The sequence below is a fragment of the Micromonospora eburnea genome, assembly GCF_900090225.1.
Classification (GTDB): Bacteria; Actinomycetota; Actinomycetes; order Mycobacteriales; family Micromonosporaceae; genus Micromonospora; species Micromonospora eburnea.
The window spans coordinates 269,930-288,499 of record NZ_FMHY01000002.1 but is presented as its reverse complement, the minus strand read 5'-3'; the positions used below and the strand labels follow the sequence as shown (position 1 = coordinate 288,499).

15 protein-coding genes and 1 pseudogene are annotated in these 18,570 nt (G+C 70.1%); all 16 read right to left on the bottom strand.

The features are described 5' to 3' along the window. Positions 1–13: 13 nt before the first annotated feature. Positions 14–1,096 carry a polyprenyl synthetase family protein gene (locus GA0070604_RS01635; RefSeq protein WP_091112996.1) on the bottom strand — a complete coding sequence of 361 codons (1,083 nt, stop codon included), beginning with the start codon at positions 1,094–1,096 and terminating at the stop codon, positions 14–16. 88 nt (positions 1,097–1,184) lie between these two features. After that, positions 1,185–2,738, bottom strand: a complete 1,554-nt coding sequence (gene nuoN / locus GA0070604_RS01630; protein WP_091112992.1) for an NADH-quinone oxidoreductase subunit NuoN — start codon at positions 2,736–2,738, stop codon at positions 1,185–1,187. Beyond that, positions 2,735–4,267 carry an NADH-quinone oxidoreductase subunit M gene (locus GA0070604_RS01625; protein ID WP_091112988.1) on the bottom strand — a complete coding sequence of 511 codons (1,533 nt, stop codon included), beginning with the start codon at positions 4,265–4,267 and terminating at the stop codon, positions 2,735–2,737. Before GA0070604_RS01625 ends, nuoN begins: the two co-directional genes overlap by 4 nt. Before the next feature lie 64 nt (positions 4,268–4,331). Next, positions 4,332–6,275 carry an NADH-quinone oxidoreductase subunit L gene (nuoL, locus tag GA0070604_RS01620; RefSeq protein ID WP_091112984.1) on the bottom strand — a complete coding sequence of 648 codons (1,944 nt, stop codon included), beginning with the start codon at positions 6,273–6,275 and terminating at the stop codon, positions 4,332–4,334. A 26-nt stretch (positions 6,276–6,301) separates the two neighbouring features. Continuing rightward, positions 6,302–6,619 (bottom strand): NADH-quinone oxidoreductase subunit NuoK, encoded by a 318-nt coding sequence (gene nuoK, locus GA0070604_RS01615; RefSeq protein ID WP_091112981.1) that lies wholly within the window; start codon positions 6,617–6,619, stop codon positions 6,302–6,304. A 58-nt stretch (positions 6,620–6,677) separates the two neighbouring features. Beyond that, positions 6,678–7,448 carry an NADH-quinone oxidoreductase subunit J gene (locus GA0070604_RS01610; protein WP_091112977.1) on the bottom strand — a complete coding sequence of 257 codons (771 nt, stop codon included), beginning with the start codon at positions 7,446–7,448 and terminating at the stop codon, positions 6,678–6,680. Next, positions 7,445–8,020, bottom strand: coding sequence for an NADH-quinone oxidoreductase subunit NuoI (gene nuoI, locus GA0070604_RS01605; protein WP_091112973.1), 576 nt, complete (start codon positions 8,018–8,020; stop codon positions 7,445–7,447). Before nuoI ends, GA0070604_RS01610 begins: the two co-directional genes overlap by 4 nt. Position 8,021: 1 nt before the next feature. After that, complete coding sequence (nuoH, locus tag GA0070604_RS01600; RefSeq protein ID WP_091112970.1) at positions 8,022–9,380, bottom strand: NADH-quinone oxidoreductase subunit NuoH; 1,359 nt, start codon at positions 9,378–9,380, stop codon at positions 8,022–8,024. Continuing rightward, entirely contained in the window at positions 9,377–11,893 is a 2,517-nt protein-coding gene (locus tag GA0070604_RS01595) for an NADH-quinone oxidoreductase subunit G (protein ID WP_091112965.1), read from the bottom strand. Before GA0070604_RS01595 ends, nuoH begins: the two co-directional genes overlap by 4 nt. After that, the gene (nuoF, locus tag GA0070604_RS01590) at positions 11,893–13,209 is read right to left on the bottom strand and encodes an NADH-quinone oxidoreductase subunit NuoF (protein ID WP_091112961.1); all 1,317 of its coding nucleotides are present in this window, start codon (positions 13,207–13,209) and stop codon (positions 11,893–11,895) included. The genes GA0070604_RS01595 and nuoF overlap by 1 nt, the downstream gene beginning before the upstream one ends. Continuing rightward, positions 13,209–13,907, bottom strand: a pseudogene (gene nuoE, locus GA0070604_RS01585) (NADH-quinone oxidoreductase subunit NuoE); the annotation flags it as partial. The gene nuoF and the pseudogene nuoE, both read right to left, overlap by 1 nt. Then, positions 13,904–15,232, bottom strand: a complete 1,329-nt coding sequence (locus GA0070604_RS01580) for an NADH-quinone oxidoreductase subunit D (protein ID WP_091112958.1) — start codon at positions 15,230–15,232, stop codon at positions 13,904–13,906. The pseudogene nuoE and the gene GA0070604_RS01580, both read right to left, overlap by 4 nt. A gap of 55 nt (positions 15,233–15,287) precedes the next feature. Beyond that, complete coding sequence (locus GA0070604_RS01575) at positions 15,288–16,025, bottom strand: NADH-quinone oxidoreductase subunit C (protein ID WP_091112955.1); 738 nt, start codon at positions 16,023–16,025, stop codon at positions 15,288–15,290. After that, positions 16,022–16,699 carry a NuoB/complex I 20 kDa subunit family protein gene (locus GA0070604_RS01570; RefSeq protein ID WP_091112951.1) on the bottom strand — a complete coding sequence of 226 codons (678 nt, stop codon included), beginning with the start codon at positions 16,697–16,699 and terminating at the stop codon, positions 16,022–16,024. Before GA0070604_RS01570 ends, GA0070604_RS01575 begins: the two co-directional genes overlap by 4 nt. Before the next feature lie 13 nt (positions 16,700–16,712). Further along, positions 16,713–17,078: an NADH-quinone oxidoreductase subunit A gene (locus tag GA0070604_RS01565; RefSeq protein WP_091112947.1), complete on the bottom strand. Its 366-nt coding sequence runs from the start codon at positions 17,076–17,078 to the stop codon at positions 16,713–16,715. 132 nt (positions 17,079–17,210) lie between these two features. Beyond that, positions 17,211–18,485, bottom strand: a complete 1,275-nt coding sequence (locus GA0070604_RS01560; RefSeq protein WP_091126831.1) for a geranylgeranyl reductase family protein — start codon at positions 18,483–18,485, stop codon at positions 17,211–17,213. Positions 18,486–18,570 lie beyond the last annotated feature (85 nt).

Below are 18,570 nucleotides of genomic sequence, written 5' to 3'. Positions count from 1 at the left end.
GCCCGGGTGGGGGTCAGGAGGTGCGGTCGGCGATGTAGTCGCAGAGGGATTCGAGGGCGCGGCGGGGTGGGGTGTCGGGTAGGGGGGCCAGCCGGGCGCGGGCGTCCTCGGCGTAGCCGCGAACCGTCTCCCGGGCGCGCTTCAGCGCGGGCGACTCCCGGAGCAGGCCGAGCGCCTCGGCGTGCAGCGCGTCGTCGACCAGCGGACCGGTGGCCAGGATCTCCCGCAGCCGCACCGAGGCGGCGTCGGAGTCGTCCGAGGCGAGCGCGTAGAGCACCGGCAGGGTCGGCACGCCCTCCCGCAGGTCGGTGCCGGGCGTCTTGCCGGACTGCACCGACTCTGAGGCGATGTCGAGCAGGTCGTCGGAGAGCTGGAAGGCCATCCCGATGGTCTCGCCGTAACCCTCCAGCGCCTCGATGTGCTCGGCGGACGCGCCGCCGAACATGCCGCCGAAGCGGGCCGAGGTGGCGATCAGCGATCCGGTCTTCTCGGCGATGACGTGCAGGTAGTGCGCGACCGGGTCGGCGTCGCGCGGGCCGACCGTCTCGGCGATCTGCCCGTGCACCAGCCGGGCGAAGGTGCGTGCCTGCAGGCGTACGGCCTCGGGGCCGAGTTCGGCCGCGAGGTCCGCGGCCCGGGCGAAGAGGTAGTCGCCGACCAGGATCGCGACCGAGTTGGTCCAGCGGGAGTTGGCGCTCGGGGCGCCCCGTCGCACGGCCGCCTCGTCCATCACGTCGTCGTGGTAGAGCGTCGCCAGGTGGGTGAGCTCCATCACCACGGCGGCCGGCACGACCTGCGCGGTGGTCGGATCACCGAACTGGGCGCCCAGCGCCACCAGCAGCGGGCGGAACCGCTTGCCGCCGGCCTCGACCAGGTGCCGGGACGCCTCGGTGACGAGCGGGTCGGCACTGGCCACGCTCGACCGCAACTCGCTCTCGACCTGCTCAAGCAGGCCCAGCACGGACGCCTCGACGCGCGGGTCGGCGAGGTGCAGGCCGAGCGCGCCGAACTGACCCGTGCTCTCCGGCTCCCGACGACCGCCGGAGCCGGTGACACCTGAACGCTCGCCAGCCGGAATCACCACGCCTTCCACCATGCCACACCCGTTCGACCTGCCCGGAAAGGGGATACGGACCGGGGGCCGGTACGCCACGGCGTACCGGCCCCCGGGAGGAGAACCACTGTCATCGCACGAATTCGGCGGCCCCGGTGGCCAGGTCGAGCAGCGGTTGGGGGGCGACACCCAGGGCCAGCGTGGCCAGCACGCCGATGACCAGGGCCGCGGAGGTGAGCGCGCCCGGGATGGCGACGGTCGGGGTCGCCTCGCCCGGCTCGGAGAGCCACATCATCACCACGACCCGCAGGTACGGGAAGGCCAGCACCATGCTGGTCAGCACGCCGGCGATCACCAGCCAGGTCTGGTTCGCGTCCAGCGCCGGCGCGAAGATCGCGAACTTGCTGGTGAACCCGCTGGTCAGCGGAATACCGGCGAAGGCCAGCAGGATGAAGGTGAAGACCGCGGCGAAGAACGGCGACCGGCGGCCCAGCCCGGCCCAGCGGGACAGGTGGGTGGCCTCCCCGTCGGCGTCCCGGACCAGCGTCACCACGGCGAACGCGGCAAGCACCGAGAAGCCGTACGCGACCAGGTAGAACATCGTGCCGGAGAGCCCGTCCTTGCTCGGCGCGAGCACGCCCACCAGCAGGTAGCCGGCGTTCGCGATCGACGAGTACGCCAGCAGCCGCTTGATGTCGGTCTGGGTGACCGCCAGGACCGCACCGACCAGCATGGTGAGCACCGCCACCGCGCCGAGCACCGGGGTGAAGTCCCAGGCGGCCCCGGCGAAGGCGACGTGGAAGACCCGCAGCATGGCGCCGAAGGCGGCGACCTTGGTACAGGCGGCCATGAAGCCGGTCACCGGGGTCGGAGCGCCCTGGTAGACGTCCGGCGTCCAGACGTGGAACGGCGCGGCGGCCGCCTTGAAGAGCAGGCCGATGGCGAGCAGCGCCATGCCGGCGAAGAGCAGCACCTGGCTGGACGAGGAGCCGCCGACCGCGGCGTGCACGGTGGCGAAGTCGACGCCGGCCGACCGGCCCGGGGTACCCGCCGTGAAGCCGTAGATCAGCGCCACGCCGAACAGGAAGAACGCCGAGGCGTACGCGCCGAGCATGAAGTACTTCAGCGCGGCCTCCTGGCTCAGCAGCCGCCGGCGACGGGCCAGCGCGCAGAGCAGGTAGAGCGGCAGCGAGAAGACCTCGAGCGAGATGAACATGGTCAGCAGGTCGTTCGCCGCCACGAAGATCAGCATGCCGCCGATCGCGAACGTGGCCAGCGGGTACACCTCGGTGGTGCCACCGGCCCGCTCGGCCTGCCGCCGGTCGTCGGGCGAGTCGGCGGTGACCGCGGCGTGGGCCACGAAGGCCCCGCCCCGCTCGACCGCCCGCTCACCGATCAGCAGCAGCGCCATCGCGGCCAGGATGAGGATCGCGCCCTGGAGGAAGAGCGTCGGCCCGTCCACCGCGATGGCCTGGCCGGCGGTGAGCAGCCGGTCGTCGGCGTTGAGGATCACCATCGTCAGCGCGGCGAACACGGCCGCCAGGGCGAGCAGCAGCTGCACCGGGTTGCGCCGACGCCGCGGCACGAACGCCTCGACCAGGACGCCGACCAGGGCCGCGCCCAGCATGATCAGGATCGGAGCGAGCGCCGCATAGTCGATCGACGGCAACTTCAACTCGGTCATTTTGCGGCCTCCTGGACGCTACCGACCTTCGGGGCGGGGTCGGTCCGACCGACGTCCTGCATGGTCGCCTTGACGGCGGGGTTGATGACATCGGTGACCGGCTTGGGATAGAAGCCGAGCAGCACGATCAGCGCGATCAGCGGAGCGACCACGATCTTTTCGCGCAGGCTGAGGTCACGGCGCATGCCCTCCACCTCGGTCAGGGCCGGGTTGAGGGTGCCCTGGGTGGTGCGCTGCACCATCCACAGCACGTACGCCGCGGCCAGGACGATGCCCAGCGTGGCGATCACCGCGACCGGCTTGTTGGTGGTGAACGTGCCGATCAGCACCAGGAACTCGGAGACGAACGGCGCCGTGCCGGGCAGCGCCAGCGAAGCGAGACCGGCGAAGAAGAGCACCGCGGCCAGCACCGGCACCAGCTTGCCCGCGCCGCCGAAGTCGCTGATCAGCGCCGAGCCGCGGCGGGCGATCAGCATGCCCACCACCAGGAAGAGCAGACCGGTGGCCAGGCCGTGGTTGAGCATGTAGAGCACCGCGCCGGTGCCGGCCTGGGTGGTGAAGGCGAAGATGCCGACCCCGATGAACCCGAAGTGCGCGATCGAGGTGTACGACACCAGCCGCTTGAGGTCGTTCTGCCCGACCGCCAGCAGCGCGGCGTAGATGATGCCGATCAGGCCCAGCGCCAGCGCCCACGGGGCGAACCACTTCGACGCCTCGGGGAAGAGCGGCAGGCAGTACCGCAGGATTCCGAAGGTGCCGACCTTGTCCAGCACGCCGACCAGCAGCGCCGCCGCGCCGGCCGGGGCCGCGCCACCGGCGTCCGGCAGCCAGGTGTGGAAGGGGAAGAACGGCGCCTTGATCGCGAACGCGAGGAAGAAGCCGAGGAAGAGCCAGCGAGCGGTGTTGACGTCGATGTTCGCCTGGCTGAGCGCCTGCCAGTCGAAGGTCTTCCCACCGACCACCCAGAGGCCGATCACCGCGGCCAGCATGAACAGGCCGCCGACCAGGGAGTAGAGGAAGAACTTGACCGCCGCGTACTGCCGCTGGTGGCCGCCGTAGCTGCCGATGAGGAAGTACATCGGCACCAGCATGACCTCGAAGAACACGTAGAACAGGAAGACGTCGGCGGCGGCGAAGACGCCGATCATCGTGCACTCGAGGACGAGCAGCAGCGCGAAGTAGACCGGCACCGAACGCTTCGACGACTCGGCGTCGTGCCAGGAGGCCAGGATCACCAGCGGCACCAGGATCGCGATCAGCATCAGCATGACCAGCGCGATGCCGTCGGCCGCGAAGGTGAAGTTGACCCCCCAGTTCGGGATCCACGCGTACGACTCGCGGAACTGGAACCGGTCACCGTCGGCCTGGAAGGCGATCCACATGACCACCGACAGCACCAGGACCAGTAGCGACCAGCCGAACGCCACCAGTTTGGCCAGGTCCGGCCGGCGACGCGGCAACAGGGCCACGACCAGGGCACCGACCAGCGGTGCCACGGTCAGCACCGAGAGGAACGGGAAGTTGGACATTATTCGGCCTTACCTCCGTCGTGACTGCGTGGCCCGCCGGCGGGGGCGGCCGCGTTGAGGTCGATCACGCCAACCACCCCGCCTGCACCGCCAGGAACGCCGCCACCACGAGCAGCGCGCCGGCCATGATCGAGGTCGCGTACGACCGCACGAAACCGGTCTGCAGCCGCCGGAGCCGGGCCGAACCCCCGCCCACCGCGGCGGCCAGGCCGTTGACCAGCCCGTCGACGCCCCGGTTGTCGAGGAAGACCAGCGCCCGGGTGAGGAAGATGCCCGGCTTCTCGAAGACCGCCTCGTTGAAGGTGTCCGTGTAGAGGTTGCGGCGGGCAGCGGTGACCAGCACGCCGGCCGGCTGCGGCTCGGTGGCCGTGCCGTTGCGGAACAGCATCCAGGCCAGCCCGACGCCGAGCACGGTGATCAGCAGCGAGAGCGTGGTGATCAGCCAGTGCGCGAGGACCGGCTCGTGTTCCGCGTGCTCGCCGCCGAGGCCGGCGGTGGCGGTCAGCCAGTCCGGCACGGACGTGGAGAGCAGGAAGCCGGCACCGACCGAGCCGATCGCCAGCAGGATCAGCGGGACGGTCATCAGCCGCGGCGACTCGTGCGGGTGCTCGATCTCCTCGGTCCAGCGGGCCGGGCCGTGGAAGGTGAGCACGAAGAGCCGGGTCATGTAGAAGGCGGTGAGCCCGGCGCCGAGCAGCGCGGCCCCGCCGAACAGCCAGGCGGTCCAGTCCTCCCGCGCGAAGGCCTCCGCGATGATCGGCTCCTTGGAGAAGAAGCCGGAGAACGGGAACATGCCGATGATGGCCAGCCAGCCCATCATGAAGGTCAGCCAGGTGATCTTCATGTGCTTCGACAGCCCGCCGAAGCGGCGGATGTCCACCTGGTCCTTCATGCCGTGCATGACCGAGCCGGCGCCGAGGAACATGTTGGCCTTGAAGAAGCCGTGCGCCAGCAGGTGCACGATGGCCAGCGCGTACGCGCCGCCGCCCAGGCCAACGCCGAGGAACATGTAGCCGATCTGGCTCACCGTGGACCAGGCCAGCACCCGCTTGATGTCGTCCTTGGCCGCGCCGATGAGGCAGCCCATCAGCAGGGTGACCGCGCCGACGCTGACCACCACGAGCTGGAGCGTGCTGTTGGCCGAGAAGATCGGGTTGGACCGGGCGATCAGGTAGACGCCCGCGGTGACCATGGTGGCCGCGTGGATGAGCGCGGAGACCGGGGTCGGGCCCTCCATCGCGTCCGGCAGCCACGCCTGGAGCGGGAACTGGCCGGACTTGCCGGCCGCGCCGAGGAGCAGCAGCAGGCCGAGCACCAGCACGGTGGTGCTGCTCAGCGCGCCCACCCCGTTGAACACCTGGTCGTACTGGGTGGTGCCCAGCTGGGCGAACAGGACGAAGATGCCGATGGCCAGGCCGGCGTCGCCGACCCGGTTCATCAGGAACGCCTTCTTACCGGCGGTGGCCGCGCTCGGCCGGCCGTACCAGAAGGAGATCAGCAGGTACGACGCCAGGCCGACGCCCTCCCAGCCGAAGTAGAGCATCACGTAGTTGTTGCCGAGCACCAGCAGCAGCATCGCGGCGACGAAGAGGTTGAAGTACCCGAAGAACCGTCGCCGGCCCTCGTCGTGCGCCATGTACTCGACCGCGTAGAGGTGGATCAGGAAGCCCACCCCGGTGATCAGCAGGACGAAGACCGCGGCCAGCGGGTCGAAGAGCAGCCCGAAGTCCACCTTGAGGTCGCCGACCGTGATGAACTGCCAGAGGCTGAGCTGGACCTGCTTGTTCTCCAGGCCGCGGAGCTGGAGGAAGTAGGTCAGGCCGAGCACGAAGGCGGCGCCGATCGCGCCCACCCCCAGCCAGTGGCCCCAGCGGTCCGCCCGCTTGCCGAGCAGCAGCAGGATCGCCGCGCTGACCAGCGGGATAGCCACCAGCAGCCAGACGCTGCCGAGCAGGCCGTCCGCCGAAGCGAAGGAGACGGCGTCCGCCGAAGCAGCCGAAGCCTTCATCAGAATCTCATCCACCGGTGGACCCCTCAGTACTTCAGCAGGTTGGCGTCGTCGACGCTCGCCGAGCGCCGAGTCCGGAAGATCGACATGATGATCGCGAGCCCGACCACGACCTCGGCCGCCGCCACCACCATCACGAAGAACGCCATGATCTGGCCGTTCAGGTCGCCGTTGATCCGGCTGAAGGTGACCAGCGTCAGGTTGGCCGCGTTGAGCATCAGCTCGACGCACATGAACAGCACGATCGCGTTACGCCGGACCAGCACCCCGACCGCGCCGATGGTGAACAGCACCGCGGCGAGGACCAGGTAGTAGTTCGGCTCGACCGAGAAGAACTCCTTCATCACCGGGCCCGCCTTTCGTTCGCGGCTGCGGGGCTCCGCTCCGCTGCACTCCTCGCGCTCACTTGTCCGTCCCCTTCAGCGAGGTCTCCTCCGCGGACAGCTCCCGAACCGGCAGGATCTCGGGGATGCTGCGCTCGGTCAGCCGGCCGTCGGGCAGCCGGGCCGGGGTGGCCACCGAGGACGAGGTGGCGAAGACACCCGGGCCGGGCTTCGGGCCGGGGTAGTTGCCGGGGCGGAACCGGGCCTTCATCGTGGCGACCTGGTCCATCCGGTCCTCCTTGCGCCGCTCGACGTGCGCCAGCACCATCGCGCCGACGGCCGCCGTGATCAGCAGCGCGGAGGTCAACTCGAAGGCGAAGACGTACTTGGTGAAGAGCAGCCGGGCGATGCCCTCCACGTTGCCCTCGGCGTTCGGCTTGTCCAGGCCGACCGCGGTGACCCCTTCCAGGGCGCGGAACAGGCCCGAACCGACCAGGCCGGCGAAGCCGAGAGCCAGCACGACCGCCGCGGTCCGCTGCCCGCGCAGCGTCTCGATCAGCGAGTCCGTGGAATCCCGGCCGACCAGCATCAGCACGAACAGGAAGAGCATCATGATCGCGCCGGTGTAGACGATGATCTGCACCATGCCGATAAACGGCCCGGCCTGCAGGACGTAGAACACGCCCAGGCAGAGCATGGTCAGCACCAGCCAGAGCGCCGAGTGCACCGCGTTGCGGGCCCACACCATGCCGATCGCGCCGAGCAGCGCAAGCGGCGCGAGGATCCAGAAGGTCACCGCCTCGCCGCCGGAGACCGAGGCCGCCTCGGCGAGCACCGTCTGCGTGGTCATGCCGTGTCTCCCTTGCCAGCCGCAGCCGGGCTCATCGGCGAGCGCTCGGCGCCGGCCGAGGTACCCGGATTGGTCAGCCCGCCGACGTAGTAGTCCTTCTCGCTGTCGCCCAGCCGCATCGGGTGCGGCGGCTGCTCCATGCCGGGCAGCAGCGGCGCGAGCAGCTGCTCCTTCGTGAAGATCAGATCCTGCCGGCTGTCCCGGGCCAGCTCGTACTCGTTGCTCATGGTGAGCGAACGGGTCGGGCATGCCTCGATGCAGAGCCCGCAGAAGATGCACCGGGCGTAGTTGATCTGGTAGACGCTGGCGTACCGCTCACCCGGGGAGAAGCGCTCATCCTCGGTGTTGTCGCCACCCTCGACGTAGATCGCGTCCGCCGGGCAGGCCCAGGCGCACAGCTCGCAGCCGATGCACTTCTCCAGGCCGTCCGGATGCCGGTTGAGGATGTGCCGCCCGTGGTAGCGCGGCGCCGCGACCGGCGGCTTGAACGGGTAGTCGGTGGTGACGACCTTCCTGAACATGTGCGAGAAGGTGACCCCGAAGCCCTTGAACGTTCCGGAGATCGCGCCCACGTCACACCTCCCTGCTGGGGTCCGAGCCGGCGACGACGTTGGCCGGCTCCCGCTCGGCGACCACGCGCACGGTGCGCGGGCTCGGTGGTACCTGAAGATCCATCGGAGGCAGCGGGAAGCTGCCGTGCGGACGGCTGTTGACCTGCTCCTGGAGCGTCGGCTTCGGCTCCTTCTTCTTGGTCGGCCAGAAGAGCGTGGCCAGGAGCAGCACGCCCGCGCCGATACCGGTGGCGAGCAGCCGGTCCTTGGTCTGCCAGTCCTCGATCGAGCGCAGCCCGCTCAGCACCAGGATCCAGACCAGGTTGATCGGCAGCAGGACCTTCCAGCCGAAGCGCATGAACTGGTCGTACCGGAGCCGAGGCAGGGTGCCCCGCAGCCAGACGAAGACGAAGACCAGGAGGATCACCTTGCCGAAGAACCAGAGCATCGGCCACCAACCCGAGTTGGCGCCCGCCCACAGGGTGATCGGCCAGGGGGCCCGCCAGCCGCCGAGGAACAGCGTGGTGGTGACCGCGGACATGGTCACCATCGCGACGTACTCGGAGAGCATGAAGAGCGCGAACCGCAGCGAGCTGTACTCGGTCATGTAGCCCGCGACCAGCTCCGACTCCGCCTCGGGCAGGTCGAACGGCGCGCGGTTGGTCTCACCCACGGTGGAGATGAAGAAGATGATGAAGCTCGGCAGCAGCAGGATCGCGTACCAGCCGGGGGCCTGGAGGTCGGCGCCGAAGAGGCTCAGCTTGGTGCCGTGTGCCTGGGCGGCGACGATCCCGCTGGTGGACATCGTGCCGGCGGTCATGAACACCGCCACGATGCTCAGCCCCATCGCGACCTCGTAGGAGATCATCTGGGCGGTGGACCGGAGACCACCGAGCAGCGGGTAGGTCGAGCCGGAGGCCCAACCGCCGAGCACGATGCCGTAGATGCCCATCGAGGAACAGGCCAGCAGCACCAGCACCGCCACCGACACGTCGGTGACCTGCAACGGCGTCCAGTGGCCGAAGATGCTGACCTGCGGGCCGAACGGCACCACCGACAGCGAGGTGACCGCGCAGATCACCGAGACGGTCGGGGCGAAGAAGAAGACGATCTTGTCGGCGGTCCTCGGGAGGATGTCCTCCTTGAAGGCCATCTTCAGACCGTCGGCGAGCGTCTGCAGCAGGCCGAACGGGCCGGCCTGGTTGGGTCCGGGCCGGACCTGCATGTAGCCGACGACCCGCCGCTCGAACCAGACGCCGAGCAGCGTGGCCAGCACGGCGAAGACGAACGCGAAGACGATCTTGATCAGGACCAGCCACCACGGGTCGTGACCGAAGTCGGCCAGCGTCGGGTCCTGCGCGGCCAGGATGACCGGGCTCACTGAACACCCCCTGCGTTGAGGAGCGGACCCGGGCTACCGGCTCCGTCCGAGGCGACACGTCCGGCCGGGACGGCAGCACCGCCGACCGTGCCGGCGGAGACCTGTACGACCTCGCCGGCCGCCGCGCCGAGGCTGCGCCGGAGGGTCGAGCCGGGTGAGTTGGTCGGCAGCCAGACCACACCGTCCGGCATCTCGGTGATCGCCGCCGGCAGGGTGACCGCGCCGCGGTCGGTGCCCACGGTCACCGGGTCGCCGTCGGCCACACCGATCGCCTCGGCGGTGCCCTTGCCGAGCCGGACCACCGGCGGGCGGGCGGTGCCGGCGAGGTGCTCGTCGCCGTCGGTGAGGGTGCCCAGGTCGATCAGCTGGTGCCAGGTGGCCAGGACGGCCTGGCCCGCGCCCGGCTGCGGCACAGTGGCCGGCTCGAACATCGGCGCGGCCGGACGGTCCACCCGGGTCGGGGGCAGCGCGCCCAGCTCCCGGCGGACGCCGGCCACGTCACCGGTGCCGAGCCGGACGTCGAGCTGCGCGGCCAACGCGTCGAGCACCCGGCCGTCGCACATCGCCGCCGTGTCCAGCACCTTCTCGAAGGTGCGCAGCCGGCCCTCCCAGTCCAGGAAGCTGCCGGCCTTCTCGACCACCGGGGCGACCGGGAAGACCACGTCCGCCCGGCGGGCCACGGCGCTCATCCGCAGCTCCAGGCTGACCAGGAACGGCACCGCGTCCAGGGCCTGCTCGGCCAGGCGCGGGTCGGCCAGGTCGGCCGGGTCCACCCCGGCCACCACGAGGGCACCGAGCTGACCAGCGGCGGCCGCCTTGAGGATGCCGTCGGTGTCCCGGCCGGCCTGGCTCGGAATCACCCCGGCCGCGATGTCCCACGCCTCGCCCAGCTCGGCGCGGGCGGCCGGCTCGGTGACCGGACGGCCACCGGGGAGCAGGTTGGGCAGGCAGCCGGCGTCGACAGCGCCGCGGTCACCCGCGCGCCGCGGCACCCAGGCCAGCTTCGCACCGGTACGCCGGGCGACGTCCGCCGCGGCGGAGAGCCCGCCCGGCACCGCGCCCAGCCGCTCGCCGACGATCAGGATCGCCCCCGGCCGGCTCAGCGCCTCGGCCACCGTGGCGTGTTCGGCCAGCACGCTGGCCTCCTCGCCCGGCACCACCCGGGCCAGCTTGGCCCCGAGCTTCTCCAGGCCGCGCGTGGCGAACGGCGCGATCGCGTACACGGTCAGCTTGTTCTTCAGGTACGCCTTGCGTAGCCGCAGGAAGAGGATCGGGCACTCCTCCTCCGGCTCCAGGCCGACCAGCACCACCGCGGGCGCGTTCTCCACGTCCGTGTAGGTCACGTCGGTGACCCCGGCGACCCGGCTGGCCAGGAAGTCGGCCTCCTCGCGGGAGACCGGGCGGGCCCGGAAGTCGATGTCGTTGGTGTGCAGCGCGACCCGGGCGAACTTCGCGTACGCGTACGCGTCCTCGACGGTCAGCCGGCCGCCGGTCAGCACCGCCGTGCCCGAACCGCCGTCGCGGGCGGCGCGCAGCCCCTCGGCGGCCCGGGTCAGTGCCTCGCTCCAGGACGCCTCGCGCAGCTCACCGGTCCGCTCGTCGCGGACCAGCGGGGTGGTGAGCCGGTCGGACGCGCGGGTGTACTGGAAGCCCCAGCGACCCTTGTCGCAGTTCCACTCCTCGTTCACCGCCGGGTCGTCGCCGGCCAGCCGGCGCAGCACCTTGCCGCGCCGCCAGTCGGTGCGCTGGGCGCAACCGGCCGAGCAGTGCTCGCAGACGCTCGGGGTGGAGACGAGGTCGAACGGGCGGGCCCGGAACCGGTACTGCGCGCCGGTCAGCGCGCCCACCGGGCAGATCTGCACCGTGTTACCCGAGAAGTACGAGTTGAACGGGACGTCGCCGCTGTCCTCGCCGGACTCCGCGCCGTACGCGTCGTCCCGGTAGATGTTGATCTCCTCGGCGGACGACCGGTTCATCAGGTCGATGAACTTGTCGCCGGCGATCTCCTCGGAGAACCGGGTGCAGCGCTGGCAGAGCACGCAGCGCTCACGGTCGAGCAGCACCTGGCTGCTGATCGGCAGCGGCTTCGGGTATTCCCGCTTGTGCTCGTGGAAGCGGGAGTCCGTACGGCCGGTGGACATCGCCTGGTTCTGCAGCGGGCACTCGCCGCCCTTGTCACACATCGGGCAGTCCAGGGGGTGGTTGAGGAGCAGCAGCTCCATCACCCCCTCCTGGGCCTTCTGGGCGACCGGCGAGGTGAGCTGGGTACGGACCACCATGCCCTCGGCCACGGTCTGCGTGCAGGAGGCGACCGGCTTACGCTGGCCCTCCACCTCCACCAGGCACTGCCGGCAGGCGCCGGCCGGGGCCAGCAGCGGGTGGTCGCAGAACCGCGGGATCTCGGTGCCCATCTGCTCGGCGACCCGGATCAGCAGCGTTCCCTTGGGCGCGGTGACCTGGACGCCGTCGATGGTGAGGGTGACGGTCTCGGTCTGCTTGGCTACGTCGGTCATCAGTGGGCTCCCACCAACTGCTTTTCGGAGAGCTTCGGCGCGGTACGTCCCTCGATGTAGTCGAGGTAGTCCTGCTTGAAGTACTTCAGCGACGAGGTCACCGAGCTGGTCGCACCGTCACCCAGACCGCAGAACGAGCGGCCGAGGATGTTGTCGCAGGTGTCGAGCAGGGTGTCCAGGTCCTCGTGGGTGCCCTGGCCGGCGAGGATCCGCCGGTAGACCCGGACCATCCAGTAGTTGCCCTCGCGGCACGGGGTGCACTTGCCGCACGACTCGTGGTGGTAGAACTCCAGCCACCGGTAGGTCGCGTACACCGGGCAGTCCTGGTCGGAGAAGATCTGCGTGGCCGTGGTGCCCAGGATCGAGCCGGCCGCCGCCACCCCCTCGAAGTCCAGCGGCACGTCCAGGTGCTCGGCGGTGAGCAGCGGGGTGGACGAGCCGCCCGGGGTCCAGAACCGCAGGTTGTGCCCGGGCCGCATCCCGCCGGCCAGCTCGATCAGCTCCCGCAGGGTGATGCCCATCGAGCACTCGTACTGGCCGGGGTTGGCGATCCGGCCGGAGAGCGAATAGATCATCGGGCCGGACGACTTCTCCGTCCCCATGGTCTTCCACCAGTCCGCGCCGCCCAGCACGATGTACGGCACGCTGGCGATGGTGCCGACGTTGTTGACCACGGTCGGGCTGGCGTACAGGCCGTGGGTCGCCGGGAACGGCGGGCGCAGCCGGGGCTGGCCCCGGAAGCCCTCCAGCGAGTCCAGCAGCGCGGTCTCCTCGCCGCAGATGTACGCCCCGGCGCCGGAGTGCACCACCAGGTCCAGGTCGAAGCCGCTGCCCTGGATGTTGCGGCCGAGGTAGCCCTTGGCGTACGCCTCCTGGACCGCGTTGCGCAGCCGGCGGGCGGCGTGCACGGCCTCACCGCGGATGTAGATGTACGCCCGGTTGGCCCGGATCGCGTACGAAGCGATGATCACACCTTCGACCAGCGAGTGCGGGTCGTGGGTCATCAGCGGCAGGTCCTTGCAGGTGCCCGGCTCGCCCTCGTCGGCGTTCACCACCAGGTAGTGCGGCTTGCCGTCGCCCTGCGGGATGAACCCCCACTTGAGGCCGGTCGGGAAGCCCGCGCCGCCGCGCCCGCGCAGCCCCGAGTCCTTGATCAGCTGGATCAGGTCGTCCGGGTGCGCCTTGAGCGCCTTGCGCAGGGCGGCGTAGCCGTCCAGCTTCTCGTAGGTGCCGATGCGCCAGGCGTCCGGCGACAGCCAGCGCTTGGTCAGCACCGGCGTCAGCTTGGCCAGCGTCTCCGGCCGAGGCGTCGTCACTTCTGAGCCTCCGCTTCCTTGCTGCGGATCGGGGTGTTCGGGTCGAACCCCGGCACCGAGATGCCGTGCTCCTCGGCCAGCCGCACGCCACGCAGGGTCGACTCGCCCGGCCCACCGTCGGCGACGGCGCCCTCCCGCTCGTCGGCGAAACCGGCGAGCTGGACGGCCATCTCCTTCAACGTGCAGAGCCGCGCGCCACGGGTCGGCATCGGCCGGCCCCCGGCCCGCAGCTCCTCGACCACGCCGACCGCAGCCTGCGGGTCGACGTTGTCGAAGAAGTCGTAGTTGACCGTCATCACCGGGCCGTAGTCGCACGCCGCCAGGCACTCGGCGTGCTCCAGGGTGATCTTCCCGTCCTCGGTGGTCTCGTCGTGCCCGACACCCAGGTGCTCCGAGAGGGTGTCGTAGACCTCCTGGCCGCCCAGCACGTTGCACATCGTGTTGGTGCAGACGCTGACCAGGTAGTCACCGGTCGGCTTGCGCTTGTACATCGTGTAGAAGGTGGCCACCGCGCCGACCTGGGCCTTGTTCAGGCCGAGCACCTCGGCGCAGAACTCGACGCCGGCCGGGGAGACGTAGCCCTCCACCGACTGGACCAGGTGCAGCAGCGGCAGCAGGGCCGAGCGGGACCGGTCCGCCGGGTACCGGGCGATGATCTCCCGCGCCCGGGCCCGGGTTTCTTCCGTAAAGACACTCATCGGTCACAACCACCCATCACGGGGTCCAGCGAGGCACCACCGGCGATCACGTCGGCGATCAGGCCACCCTCGGCCATCGCCGGGAGCGCCTGGAGGTTGACGAAGCTCGGCTCCCGGTAGTGCACCCGGTACGGCCGGGTGCCGCCGTCGGAGACCGCGTGCACGCCCAACTCGCCGCGGGGCGACTCGATGCCGACGTACACCTGGCCCGGCGGGACCCGGAAACCCTCGGTGACGAGCTTGAAGTGGTGGATCAGCGACTCCATCGACTGACCCATGATCTTGGCGACGTGCTCCAGCGAGTTGCCCATGCCGTCGACGCCGATGGCGAGCTGCGCCGGCCAGGCGACCTTCTTGTCGGAGACCATCACCGGCCCGCGCTTGGCCAGCCGGTCCACCGCCTGCTCGACCAGCTTCAGCGACTCACGGATCTCGGCGAGCCGGACCAGGTAGCGGCCCCAGACGTCGCCGTCGGTGTGGGTCGGGACGTCGAACTCGTACGTCTCGTAGCCGCAGTACGGCATGGTCTTGCGCAGGTCCCAGGCGAGACCGGCGGAGCGGAGCACCGGGCCGGTGACGCCGAGCGCGAGGCAGCCGGTCACGTCGAGCACCGCGACGTTCTTGGTGCGCTCGGTCCAGATCGGCTGACCGGAGAGGAGGTCCTCGTACTCCTTGAGCTTCTTCGGCATCATCTTGAGGAAGTTCCGGATCTTGACGATCGCGTCGTCCGGCACGTCCTGCGCCACCCCGCCCGGCCGCACGTACGCGTGGTTCATGCGCAGGCCGGTGATGGTCTCGAAGATGTCGAGGATGTACTCCCGCTCGCGGAAGCCGTACAGCATGATCGAGATCGCGCCCAGCTCCATGCCGGTGGTGGCCAGCCAGACCAGGTGCGAGGAGATCCGGTTGAGCTCCATCATCAGCACCCGGATGACGCTGGCCCGCTCGGTCACGTCGTCGGTGATGCCGAGCAGCTTCTCCACCGCCAGCGCGTACGCCGTCTCGTTGAACAACGGGGAGAGGTAGTCCATCCGGGTCACGAAGGTCGAGCCCTGGACCCAGGTGCGGTATTCGAGGTTCTTCTCGATGCCGGTGTGCAGGTAGCCGATGACCGAGCGGGCCTCGCGGACCGTCTCGCCCTCCAGCTCCAGGATCAGCCGGAGCACGCCGTGGGTGGACGGGTGCTGCGGACCCATGTTGACGACGATCCGCTCGTCGTTGATCGGGTCGGTGCCGGAGACGACCGTGTCCCAGTCCCCACCGGTGACGGTGAAGACCTTGCCCTCGGTGGTCTCGCGCTCGGCCGCGTAGTTCGACGTCGTCACAGTGCCCACCCTCCGTTCACGACTGCGGGGCTCCGCTCCGCTGCACTCCTCGCGCTCACTGGTACGACCTCCGACGGTCCGGTGGCGGGATCTCCGCGCCCTTGTACTCGACGGGCACACCGCCGAGGGGGTAGTCCTTGCGCTGCGGGTGCCCCTCCCAGTCGTCCGGCATGAGGATCCGGGTCAGGTTGGGGTGGCCGTCGAAGACGATGCCGAACATGTCGTACGCCTCCCGCTCCTGCCAGTCGGCGGTCGGGTAGACGCTGGTGACGCTCGGCAGGTGCGGGTTCTCGGCGGAGACGGCGGCCTCCAGCCGGACCCGACGCCGGTAGGTCATCGAGGTGAGCTGGTAGACCACGTGCAGCCGGCGCTCCTCGGCGCCCAGGTAGTCCACGCCGGACACCGACGAGCAGAGCTCGAAACGCAGCGCCAGATCGTCGCGCATCACCTGGCAGACCTCGGCGATCCGCTCCGGGCGGACGTGCAGGGTCAGCTCGCCCCGGTCGACCACGACCTTCTCGATCGCGTCGCCGAACTGGGGGTACGCCTCCTCCAGCGCGTCCCGGACCTCGTCGAAGTAGCCGCCGTACGGCCGGGGGCTCTCCTCGATCGCCTTGCGCGGGCGGACCAGGCCGCCGTAGCCGGAGACGTCGCCGCTGCCGTGCACGCCGAACATGCCACGGCCGGCGGGGCTGGCCGGCGGGTGCTCGGCCGGCGCACCGCTGGTGGCCCCGGCCGGGGTGACCGGCACCGGCACACCGCCGTTGTTGGTCCTGTCGTCAGTTGCGCTCACTTCGGGCCCCCGTGCGGGTGGAGGTGGTTCTGGGCCTTCATCCAGTTCTCGATCCGCAACTGCTCCTCGCGCCCCTCGCGGACCGCCCTGGTCCACTCGGCACGCCGGGCCTTGTCGTTGCGGTACGACGACGGCATCGAGCCGTACGGCACCACGGGCACGTCACCGCGCTCCTTGCGGGCCTCCAGCATCTTGCGGCCGTTCGGGCCCAGCGGCTCGTGCCCGATCTTCTCGCGGAGCTTGAGGACCGCGTCGATGAGCATCTCGGGCCGGGGCGGGCAGCCCGGGAGGTACATGTCGACCGGGACGACGTGGTCGACGCCCTGCACGATGGCGTAGTTGTTGAACATGCCGCCGCTGCTGGCGCAGACGCCCATGGAGAGCACCCAGCGGGGCTCGGCCATCTGGTCGTAGATCTGGCGCAGGACCGGGGCCATCTTCTGGCTCACCCGGCCGGCCACGATCATCAGGTCCGCCTGCCGGGGCGAGGCCCGGAAGACCTCCATGCCCCAGCGGCCCATGTCGTAGTGCGGGCCACCGGCCGCCATCATCTCGATGGCGCAGCAGGCCAGGCCGAAGGTGGCGCCCCAGACGGACGACTTCCGCGACCAGTTGACCAGCTTCTCGACGGTGGTGAGCAGGACGCCGGAGGGAAGCTTCTCCTCGATGCCCATCTGCGTACCTCCCTCAGTCCCAGTCCAGGCCGCCGCGCCGCCAGACGTAGGCGTAGGCGACGAAGACCGCGACGATGAACAGGACCATCTCCACGAAGCCGAAGATCGGCAGGACGTCGAAGGAGACCGCCCAGGGGTAAAGGAAGATGATCTCGATGTCGAAGACGATGAAAAGCATCGCCGTCAGGTAGAACTTGATCGGGAACCGGCCGCCGCCGACCGGCTGCGGGCTCGGCTCGATGCCGCACTCGTACGCCTCGAGCTTGGCCTTGTTCAGACGCCGGGGACCGGCGAGTCGGGCACCGGCCACGGAGATCAGCGCGAACGCCGCGGCGAGGGCGAACAGCCCGATGATCGGTGCGTAAGGCGAGAGCGTCATCGTTGTCTCCTGCTCGTCCTTCCCTGGCCTCGGTCGTTGGCGAAAATCACACTATTCACGTCCCTCGTGACCTCGGCCGGCGGGGTCGATCTCTGTCCGTTTCCGGGCCGGCACCGCCCCGGAACGGGTGGTCTACACGGCTGGCGCCACCTTCGTCATCGCGTTGATGACCCGGTCCATCGCGTCCCCGCCCCGGGGGTCGGTCAGGTTGGCCAGCAGCTTGAGCACGAAGCGCATCAGCGTCGGGTGCGGCATGCCGTGCTTGGTGGCCAGCCGCATGATCTCCGGGCGGCCGATCAGCTTCACGAAGATCCCGCCGAGCCGGTAGTAGCCGCCGAAGCGGGCCTTCAGCTCCTGCGGGTACGCCTGCAGCGCCCGCTCCCGCTCGGCAGCGGCGGACCGGGCGAGCGCCTGCACCGCCACCTCGGCGGCCAGTTCGCCCGACTCCATCGCGTACGCGATGCCCTCGCCGTTGAACGGGTTGACCATGCCGCCGGAGTCGCCGACCAGCAGCACCCCGCGGGTGTAGTGCGGCACCCGGTTGAAGCCCATCGGCAGCGCGGCGCCGAGGATCGGACCCTCCGCGTTGGTCTCGTCGGTCATCCCCCACTCCTCGGGGGTGTTGGCCAGCCAGTCGGTGAGCAGCCGCCGGTAGTTGGTCTTGCCGAAGGCGGAGGACGAGTTGAGGATGCCGAGGCCGACGTTGACCCGGCCGTCGCCCAGACCGAAGATCCACCCGTAGCCGGGGAGCAGCGCGTCATTGCCCTTGGCCCGCAGCTCCAGCCACGACTCCAGGTAGTTGTCGTCGTGCCGAGCCGGCGAGCGGTAGTAGCGGCGGACCGCCACGCCGATCGGCCGGTCCTCCCGCTTGGCCAGGCCGAGGGCGAGCGGGAAGCGGCCGGAGACGCCGTCCGCGGCGACCACCAGCGGGGCGTGGAAGGTGGCCGGCTCCTTCTCCGGACCCACCTCGGCCCGCACCCCGATCACCCGGTCGTCGGCGTCGAGCACCGGACCCATCACGTTGACGCTGGTCCGCAGCTTCGCCCCGGCGGCGACGGCCCGCTGGGCGAGCAGGTCGTCGAAGTCGAGCCGGGTCCGGACCAGGCCGTAGTTGGGGAAGCTGGCCAGGTCGGGCCAGTCCAGTTCCAGGCGTACCCCGCCGCCGATCACCCGGAGGCCCTTGTTGTGCAGCCAGCCGGCCTCGGGCGAGGTGTCCACACCCATCCGGACGAGCTGCCGCACGGCGCGCGGGGTGAGCCCGTCGCCGCAGACCTTCTCCCGGGGAAACTCGGTCTTCTCCAGCAGCAGCACGCGTACGCCGTGCCGCGCCAGGTGGTACGCGGTTGCCGATCCGCCGGGACCGGCGCCCACGACGATCACGTCGGCGTCGTGCTCCACCGCGGTCATCTGCGCCTCCTCCCGCACGCTCGTGAAATGCTTCACAAGCCGATCGGGTTGGAGTCTATGACCGTAGTTACACCGGTAACCGGTG